Source organism: Solwaraspora sp. WMMB762 (genome assembly GCF_049179115.1).
In the GTDB taxonomy this organism is placed as follows: domain Bacteria; phylum Actinomycetota; class Actinomycetes; order Mycobacteriales; family Micromonosporaceae; genus Micromonospora_E.
In genome coordinates, this window is sequence record NZ_JBMHMD010000001.1 from 1,170,168 (window position 1) to 1,186,665 (window position 16,498).

Below are 16,498 nucleotides of genomic sequence, written 5' to 3' on the forward strand. Positions count from 1 at the left end.
AGGTCGACGATGATGCGGCAAGGCAAAGTGTCCGATCCCCCAGCCAACGCCTGGAGGATCCCATCTCGACACGGATTGTTAACCGACGGCGTCTCCCTGGCACCAGGCCACCATGGTAGGGATTGAGCGACATGACCCTGGTACCTCACACCTCCAAGCCGACGCACGATGTCGCCCCGCATCGCATCACCCTGACGACCACCGTCGGAGGCGGACTGGCCGAACCGGACAGGCCGCAGACCGCGCTCACCGCCGGAGAGCTCGCCAGGATGGTCGTCCGGGCCGGCGGCGGAGGCCGTGACGTGCAGGTGCTGGTCCCGGACGGTGCCCGGCACACCGCGGTGCTGCTGGCGCTCGCCGATCTACTCGGCCGGGACGTGCTGATCGTCCCGGCGGGCGCGGTTGCGAGCCGGCCGACCGCGGACGCCGACGAACCGACCCCGGTGGACCGGACGACCGGTGCCGTGGTCGACTGGCTGCACATCCAGCCGCCGTCGATGTCGACCAGCCTGCCCGGTTGGTACGACCTCGACGGTGGTCGGGTCCGGCCCCGTCGAGGCTGGGCCACCCTGCCGCTGCCCCGGGGTCTGTCCTTCACCACCCGTGAGGCGTTCCCGATCGCCCGGGCCGCCGCAGCGCGGCTCGGCGGTGGTCATCCCGGGCTGGCCACCGTCGCGTTCAGCGTCGACGGCGACACACCGCTGCTGAGCGGGTACGACGGCGTGCGCACCGCTGCGTCCGGAACCGACCTGGCGGCGGCGCTGGCCGCCGTTCCGCTGTACGGCGGCGACCTGCGAGTCTGGCCGCAGGTGCCTGACCACCGACCGGCTTCCAGCCGGGGCGGCGCCAGCGGCGACCACAACGCTCCGGCGGACCCGAGCGGTCACCCGGCGGATCCGCGCGTCGACCCAGCGGACCGGGTCATGTTCCCCGGCCTCGGCGCCGAGGTCACCGCCGGCCTCGCGGCATACCTGGCCGAACTGGCGGGACGCGTCGGGGCCACGGTCTGGGCACCGCCGACCGGTAGCCGGGTGGTGCTCCTCGACGGGGTCCGTGACCTCGCCGTCCGTGACCGCGACGGCCACCAGCGCGGCTGGCAGGCGTTCCGGCCGCCCGGCCCGGACCATCCGGACCGGTTCTGGTCCGACCGCGACGGACGGCTGGCACCGGTCGGCGGAACCATGGACACGGGCCTGTCGACCGCCGAGATCCGGCTCCAGCACCCGGGCGAGACCGGCGAGGCCGCAGCTGAAGAGACCGGCGAGGAGGCTCCGCACGCACCGGCGGCCAGCGGTGTCGAACTGGTCAGCGTGGCCACCGAGGCCCGGCCGGCGGCGTTGCGCCGCTGGGCGACGGTCCGGCGACGCGACGGGCAGTTCCGGGTCGAGCTGGCGGTGCTGGACGACGGACGGTTGGCAGCCCGCCACGGCGACGGCGGGCTGCTCGCCCTCGGGCCGCGGGAGCTACCGGCGCTGCTGCGCCGGGCCGGTTGGGCCGGCCAGGACCTGGCCCTGTTGATCTCGGTTCCACCGGAGGGTTTCGGGCATCTGCGGGCCCACGTGACAGCACTCGCCGACCAGATTCCCGCCGAGATCTGGGTGCCGGAGCCGGGGGCGCGGCTGGCCGTGGTGCAGGGGCAGCCGCGGTCGTTGCGGGCCGCCGGTGAGCCGGCCCGGTGGTGCCGGGTGGCACCGTCCGCACCCGGCGCCACCGACCTGGTCACCGTGTCCGGGCGGTGGCGCAGCCACGACGGCTGGCTGGTACCGACGTCGGCGTCGCCCGGCCAGGGCCGGCTCACCACCGATCCACCGGCGACCGATCCACCGCCAACCGGCCGGCGACCGTCGATGGTCCCGGCCGCCCGAGGCAGCCGCGGGCACGGCGTGACCTGGTTGCCGGAGCGACCCATGGTGAACGCCGAGCCGGTCGAGCTGTACGTCCCGGTCACGCAGCCCGCTGCCCGGATCGCGGCCGAGGGACTGCCCACGGCGGAGCTGTTCGTCGTCGGTCAACTCGACGCGGACCGGCTCCGGACGGCACACCCTGGCGCGGTGGCGCTGCGGGTGTCGGTGGCCCCAGGCGGGGCGGTGGTGACGACGGGGCTCGACGAGACCGCGCCCGCCGAGGTCCGCCACCTGCTGCGCGGTGTGGACAGCTACCTGCTGCCGGCCGGATGGTTGGACCGGGTCCAGGTGACCCAGGGCTGGACACCGGCGGGCCCCGGCGAGTGGCGGGCACAGCCGGACCTCGCTCCGACCTCGTTGTTCCTGCGTTGCACCGGCGCGCGGCACGGTGCTGACGGCCTGCCCAACGACGTGGTCCGCTGGCCGGCGGGGCGGCGCGCCGCGACCGCGTACGCCATGCTGCCGGCCGCCGGCGGACCCGACGGCGACCAGCTGGTGGTTTCCGACTCCCGACCGGCGGCACCTGCCGACGGGGTGCGGTTGGTGCGGTTACGGATCGAGCCGGGCCAGGCGATCGACGTCGCGGCCAGCGCCGGCCGAATCGCGCCGCTGGCCGCCGTCCGGTCCCGGCTGGTGGCGCTCAACGCCGCCGGTGTCGAGGTGCTGTTGCCACCGCGCAACTACGACCGGGTCACCGTGACCCGGGTGTACGGCGCCGAGGGCGGCCGCTGGGTCCTTCGCGCCCGGCGGGTCGAACTGCCGTTGGCGACGCTGCTCACCCAGCCCGGCTGACCGGGCTGAACAGCTGCCACGGCGAGTCGTCTGCCGACTGCTCCGGCGGCACCCGCAGCCGCGCGGCCGGCGAGCCGACGCGCGGCGCGACTGACAGCACCAGGACGTCGACACCCATGGCGCTCGCGTAGGCCGAGACGAAACCGCCGTCGGCGGTGCCGACGTCACCAATGATCAACGCCACCGTGCCGGACAGACCGGCCAGGGGGGCGGTCATCCTGGCCAGCTGGCCCGGCGTCACCGGCACCTGCCGGGTCCGGCCGTCCGCGTCCAGTACCGGAACGAGAATCCGGTCGCCGGCTGCCCGCACGACCACCACCGGCATCTCGCCCGGGGGCAGGAGGTCGGCCGGCGACATCCGCTCCAGATCCGCGTCGTCGAGCAGCGCGAGTCCCGTCCGGTCGCCGGTCAACCGCTCGCCCAGCACCTGCTGCCCGTCGAGGTACCAGCGCCGGTCCGGCCTCCTGGTCAGGTCCGCCTCTCCGGCAGTCGGCTGCGCGGTCCCGGCGGGCGTCGCCGGGGCCGATGCCGTGCCCGCAACGGACGACGGGGTCAGCGCGGCGAAGATCGGATCGTGCTCCGGCTCCGTGGCAGCCGCCGTCGGCGGGCGGGCGGATGACGCCGGCTGGGTCCTGCTGCCGACCACGGCCGGCCCCGCCCGCCGCGGCACGACGGTGACGTCGGACTCCTCAGCTGAGTCGGACTCGGACGAAGACTCCGCCTCGGATGAGTCGACCTCAGCCGGTGGGCCCGACGCTGCGCTCGCCCGGCGGTCACCCACCGGCGCGGTACGGGCGGCTGGCGGTGCCCCGGCGGTGGGAGTTGCCGCAGGCGCGGGATGGTCCGCCCCGGACCCGTCGTCAGAGTCGGATTCGGATTCGGATTCGGATTCGGATTCGGATTCGGAGTCGCTGCCGGAATCAGCCTCGTACCCGGCCTCTGCCGTGCCCGAGCTGTGGCTCGACTCCGCGTCCGTCGTGATGTCGCTGCCCGGCGGCAGCGGGATGTGCGCGGGAAGGCGCGCCGGCGGGTTTGCCGACATGGCGAGGAAGCCGTCCGTGACGTCGATGACCAGCGTGCCGGCCCGGCCGGATATGTAGACGGTGACGTCGTAGCGGTACTGGTGGTAGCTCCGCAACGACTCGACGTTGCGCTCGGAGACGTCCCCGATCGACAGCTCACCACCGGCTTCCCGGGACCGCTCGACGGTGAACGGGGCGTCCGTGCCGAGCCGGACCCCCTTCACGACGTCACCCCGGCCGGACGGCCCCAGGGTCACCGTGGTCCTGGACCCGCTGGTGTTCCCGGCACTCGGGGCCGCTTCCTTCTGCCCGTATCTGCGGCCCTTCTTCCGGACGGTGAGCGGCTCCCCGGTCGACGACTCGTAGTACTGGACAGCCCGAATGTCGATACCGACGGTGATGTCCGTTCCGGGGATTCGGTACCCGTTGTCGAGCAGATCCCACACCCGGGACCGCATCGTCGATCCGTCGGCGTGGTCGCCGAGCGCCAGGGTGACGACGCTGTGCCACGGCAGGCCGGGCACCCGGCCCTCGACCACCGACGTCGGCGGCAGCTGTGCCGACAGGGTGGTCAGTCCGGCGAACGCGCGCACCAGCTGGGCGACCTTGTCCAACGTCCAGGGATGCAGGGACTGGTCCGTGAGCAGATCCCGGTTGGCCTGCGGACGACTCGCCGGTCTGGTGCCCCAGCGCACCGGCGGCGCGGCGGGAAACCCGGCTGGCCGCTGCGCGGTGGAGGAAACCCACCGCCCCCGCTGGTCGGCGGTCTCGGCGAGGTACGTCGGCACCAGCAGCTTCACCGTGCCGGTCAGCGGCGTCGCGGTGGCGCTCTCCCAGTCCCATTCCGTCAGCCGGTTGTCGAACCAGATCTGCCGGGCCCACTGCTCGCCGCCGTCGCGCAGCGAGCTAGCGAGGAAGAACGTCTCGCGTAGCGTCGCGGAGATCAGCTGCATCCAGTACGGCTTGTGGTTGGTCAGTCCGATCCGTACCTCGAACTCCATTGGCTGGATGAACTGGGTGGCCCCGCCCTTGACACCGACCCGGAAGATGTCCTTGTCGTCCTGAGTGACCCCGAGGTCCGACTCGTGCTCGCGGGAGTAGGCCAGCCCACCGGAAGCACCGGCGTCGGTGGCGTCGGTGGGCTTGCCGTAACCCTTGATCTTGACGACCGTCCAGGACCACTCGTCGCCCTGGCTCTCGGACCGGGACGACCCGTCCAACGCCTCGCCGCGCAACAACAGGTCCACGTCGCTCCGACTGCCGCTGGCCGTCGGCGCACCGGTGAACCGACCGGTCACCTCGATCAGCATCAACCGCAGATTGCGCAACGGACTCGGCACGACGAACAGCCCCCGTACGCCGGAGCCGACGAGCGCGGTCCACTGGTTCTCCAACGGCATGGACGCGAACTGGGCACGCACCGCGCGGCGCAGCAGGGTGTGCCGGTCGCCCGCTGGGATCAGTCCATTGGTCCGCATGGTGTCTTCGATGAACGTCAGAACCGGGCCGGCCTGCAGCCGTTCCGGGTGGCCGAGGGCCTGCGCGAGATCCGGATCCGAGTAGATCGCGACGGGCGCCGCGGGTACCGCCGCCGGATCGGTGCCCGTCTCGGAATCCGCTGGATCGGTGCCCGTCTCGGAATCGGCCGGATCGGCTGGCGGCACAGGCAGTGGCAGGCTGAGCTCGTCGGCGATCTCGACCGGCATCATGAAGTCGAGTCCGCCCGGCACCTTGAGGTAACCGGTCCGGGTGGTGCTCGTCGGCTGATCCGGCCGGTCGGGCTGGAAAAGGTCCTTCAGGTCGTTCCACTCCACGATCGAGGCTTCGATCAATACGTCGCCCTGGAAGATCCCTTTGTCCCCGCCATACGTGGCGCGGCTGATGTCGGCGCTTCCGGCGCTGTCGGCGTTCTCCTCACCGACGGACCATTTCCGGCCTACGCCGGCGATCTCGACATCAACCCGGCCGATCGCGGCTTCGTCGTCACCGCTGGGGTTGGGGGCCAGGTAGCTGCCGCTCGGCGCGAACCCCAGCTTGGTGTCGGAACTCTGTTCGGCGCCGAGCTCGTGCTTGCCCGCGCGCTTGAGGTAGTGCTCGATCTCGACCGTCCCGGAGACGCGGCCGGTGCCCGGCGGCACCACCCGGGCCCGGATGATCAGCACCATGTGGGAGGTGATGCCACTTTCCAGCGAAATGATCCAGCCACGGCCGTCGGTCAACTCGCCGAAGTGGGCATTGAGGTGGTTCGGGATACCGATCTGCCACAGTTCGCGTGGCCAGTTCAGCGGATCGCTGAACCACTCCTGGGTCCGGCCGGTGCTCTGCCGGTAGAGGTCGGCGGCCAGCGCGACCAGCTCCGGCATCGTCACGAACGCGGTCTCGACGGCATTGACGCCGTACAGGTCGAACCGGACGAAATCGAGAGCGTCGACGTCCTCCCGCATCGCCGACCACTGTGTCTCGACAGCGGCACCGGAGGTCAGGGTGTTCGCCTGGCGGACCTGGTCGAGGGTCAGCGGTGTCTCCGGGACATGCTCGACCGGGGTGACGATGCCGGCCTGCGAGCCGAAGACCCAGGTGCGGCGTTGCCCGCCGACCTTCGACTCGCGGATCACGAATACGTAGGCCACACCGTAACCGTTGTCGACGACGTCGCCGGTGGTCTCGGTCCGGCGGTACGACTCGACCGAGACCGACCGGTCGTCGCTGTGCCCCGCCGAGTGACCCTTCTCCGCGCTGAACGGCAGCGCGACCCGGGCCTCCGTGGCGACCGGGATCACCGGACCTCCGCTGAACGCGACGGTCACGCTCGCGTCGTCGGCGATCGACCCGGAGTGGCCCTGCGCGACGATCGTCCGGGTGTTGACGCTCATCCCGTACCGGCTGCTGTCGCGATGCTCCTCCAGGTAGACCGTCAGCATGATGTCGTAGTCCTTGCCGCCGACAGTGACCGTGAACGGGTCGCCGACCAGCTGACGGTTGAGGTCGGCCTCCAACGCCGGACGGCCCAGTCGCTGGACGATCGTCTGGGAGGTGTCCCGGTCCAGCCGCGGCACCCCGGCGATCAGCCGCAGAGCCCGCTCGATGGTTTGAACCACCACTTCGGACCTCGGTAGCGACACCGGCACCCCCCAGCCCGTGCCGCGCCGGGTGGCCAGCGCGAGCGGCTCGCCCGCCGTCGGGGTGGCGATCCTCCGACCCCGGTGGTGCGGCATCGGCACCACCGGCTGGGTACGCGGCTGCGACGGCGGCGGTGCCGGCTGCCGCGGGTTGCCCGGCTGAGAGACGCCGAGCAGCCGGTCCAGAATCTGCCGGGGGTGGTACTGGATCATGTCCAGTGGCCCCGGTGGAGTCCGCGTCCACCGGGTGACACCCCGGGTCAGCACGCCACCGGCGATCGCCCGCTCGAAGCTCACCCGGTCGGGTTCGGCCACGCCGAGTTCGGCCGGTACGTCACTCAACGACACCGGAGCGATCAGCTGATTGTCCAGTTCGGTGTACAGCGCGACCCGGTAGCGGACGAGGTAGCGAGCCTGATCGGAGCGGCGGACCAGCACGACATGGTTGGACACGTCGCTGCTGAGATCCAGGGCCAGGCTCTCCCCGCCGGAGACCTTCAGTTCGACACCGAGCGTCCCGGTGACCCGTTGGCCGGTTTTCCCGATCGTGCCGGTGCTCGGGTCGACCATGCCGATCGCCGTGAACGACGGGTCGAACGCCAGTCCGCTGGTGACGGTCGCCCCGTCGCTCTGGCTGAGCACGACACTCGTGTCGTCGCGCACCTCGACACCAGGTGCCGAGCCGATGTACTGGATCTTGGTGGGCGTCACGGTGAGGTTCAGACTGCCGTTGAGTCCGCCGACGGACAGCGAATCGGTGCGTACCCCGTTGGACAGCAGATGTGTGCTGCGGTTGATCAGACTGCGTTCGTTGAGCAGTTGGCGGGTACCGGCTGCGGCGACGGCGACCCGCTGCTGCGGTGTCAACCGGCTCCTGGCGAGCTGCCGGTGCCACTGGACGACGAGTGTGGTCAGGCCGATGGCGTTCAGCACCGGCCTGGCCCGGGTGATTCGCTGCTGCTCCTGCCGCTGCGGCGCCGGGGTTGTCTCGTGCCCCGGCCACCCGTTGTCCCGGTTGGCGTACTGCTCGGGCACCACGACCGTCAGTCCGCTCCGGTCCGGCGGAGCGGTGCCGGTGGAGCCGAACCGCCGGCCGTCGGCGTACACCTCGAAACGCAGGCCGACATCGAACATCTGCCGGTTCTTGACGAACATCTGCCGGCCGGCGACCAGGGTCCGGTTCTCCGACCGGGGATTGTCGAAACCTCCTTCGAGCTTGAACGGGAAGTTGAACATCAGCCGGCTGACCCGCTTGGCGAAACCAGTGAGGCCGACCAGCATCAGATCCATCGGCGCGGGAACCCCTCGGTCGACCCCGCCGCCGCGCGAGGTGTTCGTCGATCCCGAACCGAAGACGACCTTGTACGGAACCGGGCCGGTCCGGGTCCGCTGGTGTGGCCGGCCGTTGTCGATGACCGGATGAATCCAGACAAGGCGATCACCGGCCAGTACGGTGATCCCCTGCACGAGGACCCGGTCCCACTTCTCCAGGAACTCGCTGTACCGCTCGTCGATGAACGGATCCGGGGTGTTGTCCGCCGGCCCGCCGGCCGGTGCGGGCGGCAACGGTGGCGCGGTGTAGAGGTCGATCAGCGCGTCGCGTACCGCCCGGCGGACCGCGTCCCGCTGCCCGGCCGGGAAGATGGCGGGTGTCGGACCAGCTATGAGATCGCTCAGCAGCTCACCGACGAGGTCCTCCGCCCGCTGTCCCGGTCGGGGGCCTGCCTGGTAGGCGTACATCTGGCCGAGCGCACCGTCGAACTGGGTGTACCAGGGCAGAGCGGGTGGCTCGGCGAACAGCTCCGGCAGATCCAGATCGTCCGGAAAGTCGTCCGACCGCTCCGCGAACAACGCCGGTAAATCCAAATCATCCGGAAAATCATCCGACCGCCCCGCGAACAACGCCGGCAAATCCAAATCATCCGGAAAATCATCCGACCGCCCCGCGAACAACGCCGGCAAATCCAAATCATCCGGAAAATCATTGACCGGGAGAGCGCCCGACATGACCGGTGGCCGGCGTACCTGCGGACGGACCGCGTCGCCGTCGTCGCTTATCTCGCGGTCGGAGTCGTCGTCCTCGCTGCTCTCACCATCCGAGTCGGTCGCGGACTCCGGTTCGCCGGTCGTCGTGGTCCGCCGGTCCACTGGTCCGGCGATCGGACCGGACTCGGTGGTCACCGCAGACAACACCGGCGGCTCCGGGCGCGGACGATCGGCCAGATCATCGAGCTCGGTCCCGGGCTGTCCGTCGGCGGTTGGGCGGTCGACCGGGGTGGAAGCCTGCGACGTAGTCGGCGGACGGTTCGCAGCGGCTGGCGGCTGCTTCGGCGCACGTGGTGCGTACTCATCGGCGGTTGGCCGGACGGGCCGGTCCACGCCGTGATAGCCGCCGTCCTCACCGACCGGCCCGATGAGGACGTCCAGCAGATCCAGATGGCGCTGCCGCAGGCCGCCGTCGCGCCAGAGGTGCCACCTGTCCGCTGGCGTCGCCACGTCGTCGCCGGTCGGCTTGGGCACGGTGAAGTCGCCGAGCAGGCTACCGGGGACCGATCCGCTGCCGGACCGGTCGTCGCGCAGGCCAAGTTGGTGAGCGATTTCGTGCGTGTAGTACTCAGCCGCCGCGTCGGCCCACCATGAGTACTGGTGCATCTCCTGGTCCCGGTCGACCAGGTTCACCGTCAGGTGTGCGCTGTCCGGCGAATCGGCACGCAGCACGGTGACATGCAGGCGATCGCCGTTGCCCAGCTGATAGCCGGGAATGTTCAGGTGCTCGCGCACACCGGAGGCGAGTCGGTCGTGGACAGCGTCAACGCCGGCGGGTCCCACTTCGGTGTTGTCGTCGATCCACACCCGGACTTCGAGGTCGGTGAACCATTGACCGTCGTGGAACACCCGCCGCGCGTCGAAGCCGGACCGTACGACCAGCTGCTGCTCGCCGTCGGGGCCGAACCGGTGAACCGGATCGCCCCAGGAGTGCGTGCGAACTCCGACGCTCGCGTTTTCCCTTGCCGACGTCCAGGCGGCGTCGCTGGGCAGTGGCGGCGGCGGGACCGGGGTAACCACCGGCGATGGCGGCGGCTCCGGCGGGGTGTGCGTCCGCTGGTCGGCGACGTCGGCTCCTTGCCGGACCGGGTCGGCTCCTGCCGCGGCCTGGGCCGCCTGCTCTCCGTCCGGTTGGTCCGAGCCGCGATGGGGTGCCGCAGACTCCTCGACCAGATCTCCGTCGCCCGGCGCAGGGGACAGGAGTGGTGTCGGAACGGATTCCGTCGCGGGCGGACCAGCCGTCGCGGGCGGACCAGCCATCGCGGGCGGACCAGCCATCGCGGGCGGCGCCACCGTACCGCTCGGAACATTCGGCTCGGCAGTGACGACCGGCGCTGCCGGTGGTGCCGGGTAGGGGGGCGGCGGCGCGGTCGGCACCAGGAGATCCGGGTTCGGTGTGGTGCCGACCACTGGTGGCCGGAACACCCCCTCCGACGCGGAGGGGCCCGACTCTGTGCGGTGTTCTGATCCGTCGATCAGGCCCGGGCGGTCTGGCCGGTCCGGTGTCCGCTCCCCCACCGGGCCGGGGCGGGGCGCGTCGCCCGCACCCTTCTCGCCGGCTACCGGGCTTTGGCCGGGCGGGGGCGGGTGCGTCGTAGGCGGCTGCGACGTCCCGCCGGATGGCGGGCCGGCGGTGCTGCCCCCGACGACCGGCACCGGGCCGAAGGTCAACCGGCCGAGCCAGTTGCCGAGCGGCTGCGCAACCTTGATTTCGGTGATGCTCTGCAGGACCGCGGCGGTGGCCGCGAGCCCGGGCATTCCCGGGTCGATGTCGACCTTGCCGTAGACAGCCGCCCCGGAGATCACCTCACCGAGGGTCTCGCCGATCGCCGTTCCGACGGCCACTGACGTCAGGATGATCGGTAGACGCAGGTGACGTACGGGTGACGGTCCCCCGCCGGTACGCGGGCCCGGGCCGACGTTCGGCCCCGGTCCGGGTCTTGGACCTGCGCCATCAGGACCGCTGGCCCCGTCCCGCTTCACCGGGGGCGGGACCTTTTCGCTGAGTCCGCCGATACCCGGTCGCGGCCCGCCCGGCGGGTCGAGGTCGAATCCCCCCGGCCCGTCACGGCCCAGTCGCGGCGGCGGCAGAAACTTGCGCAGCAGGCTGTCGGTGATGACGTGCTGGAACAGGCCGGAGAAGTAGCCGCTGACGAACGACGACACGCCGTGCTTGTCGTTGAAGCCGTCGCGGTTGCCCTTCTTGATCTGGTAGTCCTGTACACCGTACGACATGCCGGTCTCGATGACCCCGTCGATCGGGCCGTAGATGAACACTCCCTGGCCGACTGTCTTGAACCAGGGCGAGTTGATGAAGGACTTGAACCAGGGGGTGTTGACGACGGTCTTGAACAGCGGCGACGAGGTGATCCGCAGGATCAGCCGTTGGATGCCCAGGCGGATCAGCATCCGGGTGATGGCGAACTTGACCGGCAGCAGTGCGGTGGACAGCCCGAAGCTGAAGTAGGACATCGCCACGGCGATCGCGATCTCGACGAGCAGCACGATCAACTCGGCGATGATCATGAGCTTCATGTACTCGGCCTCGGTGGCGACCTCGCCGGCGAACGCCGCCAGCGCACGTGCCTGCTCGGCCGCGCCCTCCAGCACGGAGATGTCGCCGGAGACAAACTGTTCCATGTGCATGGCGAAGGCCTCGGCGGCCTGCCCGTCAAAGGACCGGCGGACGCCGGCCACCAGGTACTCGACGTGACCCTGCAGCTCACCGAGATCGCCGGAGACAGCGAGGTACAGGTCCTCAACGGTCCGCAGGATGTCCTCGTTGATGTCCGGCATCCGGGAGCCGGTGAGGACCATGTAGAGGTTGTTGACCTCGTCCGAGGGCTGGATCGCCACCGGTCACTCCGCCGAGGGTGGTGAACTCACCACCGTCGGCCTGCGCCGCCGGCGTCCACCTCGCCCTGGTCGAAGATGTTGCTCACCTGCTGGCCATTCTCGTCGGTCATCAGCAGCACGCCACGCACTCGTTCGACGAGTACCTTCAGATTGTCGGTCGGTCCATCGACCTTGGAGCGGTAGGTCTGGGCGATCTCGTCGCCGGTGTTGCCCGCGCCGGCGAGATTGAGCTCGTGGATCTGCTCGATCGTGTCGCCGAGCCGCGCCAGGACCTGCTCGGCCTGGCCGAACCGCGCGAACCGGTTTCGCAGGTCCGAAGGAACCATCAGCTCAGACACGCGACTCCCCCGACCGACATCGGGCCACCGGACGCCCGGCCGGCAGCGCTGCGGCAACTCTGCACGGTCAACGTGTCAGATCACCTCCCACCGGCACCAGTGGGCATCTCCCTAGTTCCGTCCCCGGGGCTCGACATCGAGTCCGCCGGCGGCGCGGGCGGCGCGGCGGATCGGGCCGAGCAGCTCCTCCAGCGGATTGTCACCGACCATGGTGTCCCGGATGCCGGTTCCGCGTTCGACGAACGACCGCACCACCTGATCGGTTTCCGCCGCCATCTTCTGCCGGGCCTGCTGGTACGCCCCGACGATGGCCTTGGCCAGATCGGTGCCGGCCATCGACCGGTACGCGGCACCGTGAAACTCGATGTCCGTCAAATCGCCCTGCGCACCCACCACCACGGTGATCGCCCGGTCGGCAGTGGTGACCGACGCGCTGCGCTCCAGCAACGACTGCTGCATCCGGGCCAGGTCCTCCTGGTAGCGGCGGACCTCGGCCATGCCCTGTTCGATCCGGGCCTCCCAGGCGGAGGTCATCAGCCGCCCAGGATGTTGGTGCCGCGGCGATCCGAGTCGATGTGGATGTTCTGCATGTCGCTCAGCGCGAGCGCACCCTTGCCGAACGAGTTCTGCATCTGAGCGTCGGCCTGGGAGACGGCGACTTTGAACGCGTCCCACTGGGGACGGGATCCGTCGGCTGCGAAGGTCTGCTCGAACGGGGTCAGACCCTGCATGAGCTGCTGCATGGCGTTACGCATCTGGGTCGTCGCCTGCACCATGTCATCGATGGCCTGACTGAGGCCCGGGTGGTTCAGATGGATGTCGGCCACGGCCACTCCTTCGGTGAACAGACCAGCTGGTCGCCTCAGGCCCGGACACTACGGCGTACCCGGGCGGCGGGGCCAGAGTGGGACGGCACCGGACCGCGAACTCTAGTAACCACCCCAGGCTTGTGCCCGCCGCCGTGGAGCCCGCCACACCCGCCGGTACGCTGGTGCGCGAAACGATATTCCAGGTACGGTCCGCGGCGTCGGGGCCACCATATGGCGTCCGGTCCACGACAACGTGACGGGACGGCGATGCCCGCGTGACGCGCCAGGTGTTGACGGTCGACCCGTCCCGCCCCGGGGGCCACCGCACGATCACCGACGCTCTGCGCGCCGCCCACGCCGGCGCGTTGATCACGGTCGCCGCGGGTCAGTACGACGAGCGGCTGACCATCACCACCGTGGTCACCATCGTCGCCGCCGACGGTCGTGGTTCGGCGCGGATCACCACTCGCACCGGCCCGGTGGTCCGGGTGCTCGGCGAGGCCGTCAAACTGTCCGGCCTGATCCTGCAGGGCCAGGACGCCGAGAGCGCCACTCTGGAGATCCTGCGCGGTCAGGTGGAGACAGACGACTGCGAGGTTGTCGGCGCCGGCTGGACCGCGGTGCTGGCCGCCAATCAGGGCGCGGTGGCGATGCGCGGCTGCCGGGTGGTCAACCCGGAAGGCGCCGGGGTGGTCGACACCTCCGGCGCCGGCAGCGTGCTGGAGGACTGCGTCGTCGAGCACGTCGGAACGTCCGCACTGGTGATCGCCGAACGCGGCGATCCGGTGGTCCGTCGGTGCGTGCTGCGCGACGCCCGCGGCAACGGCATCTGCGTCAACGGGCAGGGTCGGGGGTTGATCGAGGACTGCGAGGTGTCGGCGACCGACAAACCGGCGATCGCCCTCGAACAGCAGTGCACCACCCGAATCCAGCGGACCGCCGTCCGGGACACCGACATCGGCGTCTACGTGACGAGCAAGTCCCGGGTCACGCTGACCGACTGCCAGATCAGCGACACCCGTAGCCACGGCATGGTTCTCGGCGATGTCTCCGATCCGGTCGTCGAGGGGCTACGGATGGACCGCCCCGGCGGCCACGGCATCTGCGTGGTCGAGCAGGCCCGGGGGACCTTCAACCGGTGTGAGGTCACCGAGGCCCGGCTGGACGGTCTGTTCGTGAAGGGCGCCGCCGGGCCGGTGCTGACTGACCTGACCGTACGGCGGTCCGGCGGCTGCGGCGTCGCGGTGCTCGAGCGGGCCAACCCGCAGTTACACCGGTTGACCGTCGACCACGGCACCGGGGCGGCGGTACGGGTCGACGACTCGGCGACCCCGCTGCTGCGCGACTGTCGACTGACCGGAACCGACGGTCCGGGTCTGCTGATCGAGGGCGGCGGTCAGGGCCGGATCGAGGGCGGTGAGATCGCCGACACCGGGGACGATGGCGTACGGGTCACCGGCTCGGCGCACCCCCGGCTGACCGCAGTGACCGTCCGCAACGCGGCCCACAACGGCGTGTCCGTCGCGGGACGGGCCCGGGTGACCGTGACCGACTGCGAGTCCACCGGAGCCGGCGGGCACGGGATGCTCGCCGACGAGCAGGGGCAGCTGGTCGCTGACCGGAGTCGCAGCCTGCGTAACCGTCGGCACGGCGTACAGGTCGCCGGCGCCGCCCGGGTCTCACTCACCGGCTGCACGGTGAGTGAGAACAGCGGCGACGGTGTCCGGGTCGACAGCGCCGAGCCGGTGACGTTGACCGACTGCCAGCTGACCGGCAACCGGGGTGTCGGCCTGCGCGAAAGCGTCGGTGCCGCCCGGGTCAGCGCCGACAACGTGGTGGACCGCGACAACGAGTCGGCCGCTGCCACCGGCCCCGACGGGCTCCCCGCAGAGCCCGGTCCGGACGACAGCCCGCTACGCCAGTTGCAGGCCATGGTGGGGCTGCCGACGGTGAAACGGCAGCTGACCAGCCTCGTGGACCTGAACCGGATGGCCCAACGACGGCGGGCCGCCGGTCTGCCGGTGCCGCCGACCAGCCGGCACGTGATCTTCGCCGGCCCTCCGGGCACCGGCAAGACCACCGTCGCCCGGCTCTACGGTGGCATCCTCGCCGAGCTCGGTGTGCTGCGCAGCGGGCACCTGGTCGAGGTCGGCCGGGGCGATCTGGTCGCCCAGGTGATCGGCGGCACGGCGATCAAGACCACCGAGGTGTTCACCGCCGCGCTCGGCGGGGTGCTGTTCATCGACGAGGCGTACACCTTGACCTCGCAGGAGTCCGCCGGTGGCCACGACTTCGGCCGGGAGGCGATCGACACCCTGGTCAAGCTGATGGAAGATCATCGTGACGACGTCGTGGTGATCGCCGCCGGCTACTCCGACGACATGCGCCGGTTCGCCGCCTCCAACCCCGGGCTGGCGTCGCGGTTCAGCCGGACCATCGAGTTCGACGACTACACCAGCGACGAGATGGTGACCATCGTCGGTCAACTCGCCGAGCAGCACCGTTACCGGCTCGGGCCGGGCACCGCCGAGGCGCTCGCCGCCCACTTCGACCGGATGCCGCGCGACCGGACGTTCGGCAACGGTCGCACCGCCCGGCAGACCTTCGAGGAGATGGTGGACCGGCAGGCCGGCCGGCTCGCCGCCCAACCCGACGTGGACGGCGACGAGCTGAGCACGTTGCTGCCGCCCGACGTCGGCGAGCAGCACACCACCGGGCCGGACCCGACGGACATCCCCGGCCCGGTCGAGCGGCTGCGTGGCATGACCGGCCTGCAGGGGGTCAAGGACGCCGTCGAGGATCTGGTCAACCTGCTGGCTGCGGCCAGGATGCGCCGCGCCGCCGGGCTGCCCGCGATGTCCATCGACAACCATCTGGTGTTCGCCGGGCCGCCCGGGACCGGCAAGACGACGGTGGCGCGACTCTACGGGGAGCTGCTGACCTCACTCGGGCTGCTGCGGACCGGGCAGCTGGTCGAGGTCGCCCGGGCGGACATCGTGGGTCGCTACATCGGTCAGACCGCGCAGCTGACCCAGGAGGCGTTCGAACGCGCCCGGGGCGGGGTGCTGTTCATCGACGAGGCGTACACGCTGACCTCGACCGGCGGCGCGATCGCCGACTTCGGCCAGGAGGCGGTGGACACGCTGCTGAAGCTGATGGAGGATCACCGCGACGACGTCGTGGTGATCGCCGCCGGCTACTCGACGCAGATGCGCCAGTTCCTGGCGTCGAACCCCGGGCTGGCGTCCCGGTTCAGCCGGACCATCACCTTCGACAGCTACTCCGACGACGAGCTGGTGTCCATCGTCGAACAGGCTGCGGCCGCCGACGGGTACGAGTGCGATCCGCGGACCGTGTCGGCGCTGCGGGAGCATTTCGCCGCCGTACCCCGGACCGAGACGTTCGGCAACGCCCGGTACGCGCGGACGCTGCTGCAGGCCATGGTGACCCGGCAGGCCGGCCGGCTGCTCGCCCGGCCCGGGGCCAGCGTCGACGAGCTGCGGCTGTTGCTGCCCGACGACCTTCCGCAACGCGTCGGCGTCGGCTGACCGGCCCCGGTCAGCCGAATCTGGTCGACCAGCTCCGGTCAGCCGGCCCTCGCTCCTCGGGCCC

At 70.8% G+C, this 16,498-nt stretch carries 6 protein-coding genes; 2 read left to right on the forward strand and 4 right to left on the reverse strand.

The genetic code is table 11. The features are described from left to right. The first annotated feature begins 131 nt into the window (after positions 1-131). Complete coding sequence (locus ACN27J_RS05540; protein ID WP_421364204.1) at positions 132-2,696, forward strand: hypothetical protein; 2,565 nt, start codon at positions 132-134, stop codon at positions 2,694-2,696. Here ACN27J_RS05540 and ACN27J_RS05545 read toward each other — a convergent pair. From ACN27J_RS05545 to ACN27J_RS05560, 4 genes are all read right to left on the reverse strand, one after another. After that, positions 2,680-11,739 (reverse strand): hypothetical protein, encoded by a 9,060-nt coding sequence (locus ACN27J_RS05545; RefSeq protein WP_421364206.1) that lies wholly within the window; start codon positions 11,737-11,739, stop codon positions 2,680-2,682. The genes ACN27J_RS05540 and ACN27J_RS05545 overlap by 17 nt on opposite strands. Positions 11,740-11,765: 26 nt before the next feature. Beyond that, on the reverse strand, positions 11,766-12,077 hold the full coding sequence (locus ACN27J_RS05550) for a hypothetical protein (protein ID WP_421364208.1): 312 nt from the start codon (positions 12,075-12,077) through the stop codon (positions 11,766-11,768). 111 nt (positions 12,078-12,188) lie between these two features. Next, positions 12,189-12,611, reverse strand: coding sequence for a YbaB/EbfC family nucleoid-associated protein (locus tag ACN27J_RS05555; protein ID WP_421364209.1), 423 nt, complete (start codon positions 12,609-12,611; stop codon positions 12,189-12,191). Further along, the gene (locus tag ACN27J_RS05560) at positions 12,611-12,904 is read right to left on the reverse strand and encodes a hypothetical protein (RefSeq protein WP_278169375.1); all 294 of its coding nucleotides are present in this window, start codon (positions 12,902-12,904) and stop codon (positions 12,611-12,613) included. The genes ACN27J_RS05555 and ACN27J_RS05560 overlap by 1 nt, the downstream gene beginning before the upstream one ends. Before the next feature lie 257 nt (positions 12,905-13,161). Between ACN27J_RS05560 and ACN27J_RS05565 the strand changes: the two genes are divergently transcribed. Continuing rightward, entirely contained in the window at positions 13,162-16,434 is a 3,273-nt protein-coding gene (locus ACN27J_RS05565; protein ID WP_421364211.1) for a right-handed parallel beta-helix repeat-containing protein, read from the forward strand. Positions 16,435-16,498 lie beyond the last annotated feature (64 nt).

What these genes read in the sequence shown, in the direction of transcription:
- ACN27J_RS05540 (WP_421364204.1), top strand. Translation starts at nt 132, where the DNA reads ATGACCCTGGTACCTCACACCTCCAAGCCGACGCACGATGTCGCCCCG.
- ACN27J_RS05555 (WP_421364209.1), bottom strand. Translation starts at nt 12,611, where the DNA reads ATGACCTCCGCCTGGGAGGCCCGGATCGAACAGGGCATGGCCGAGGTC.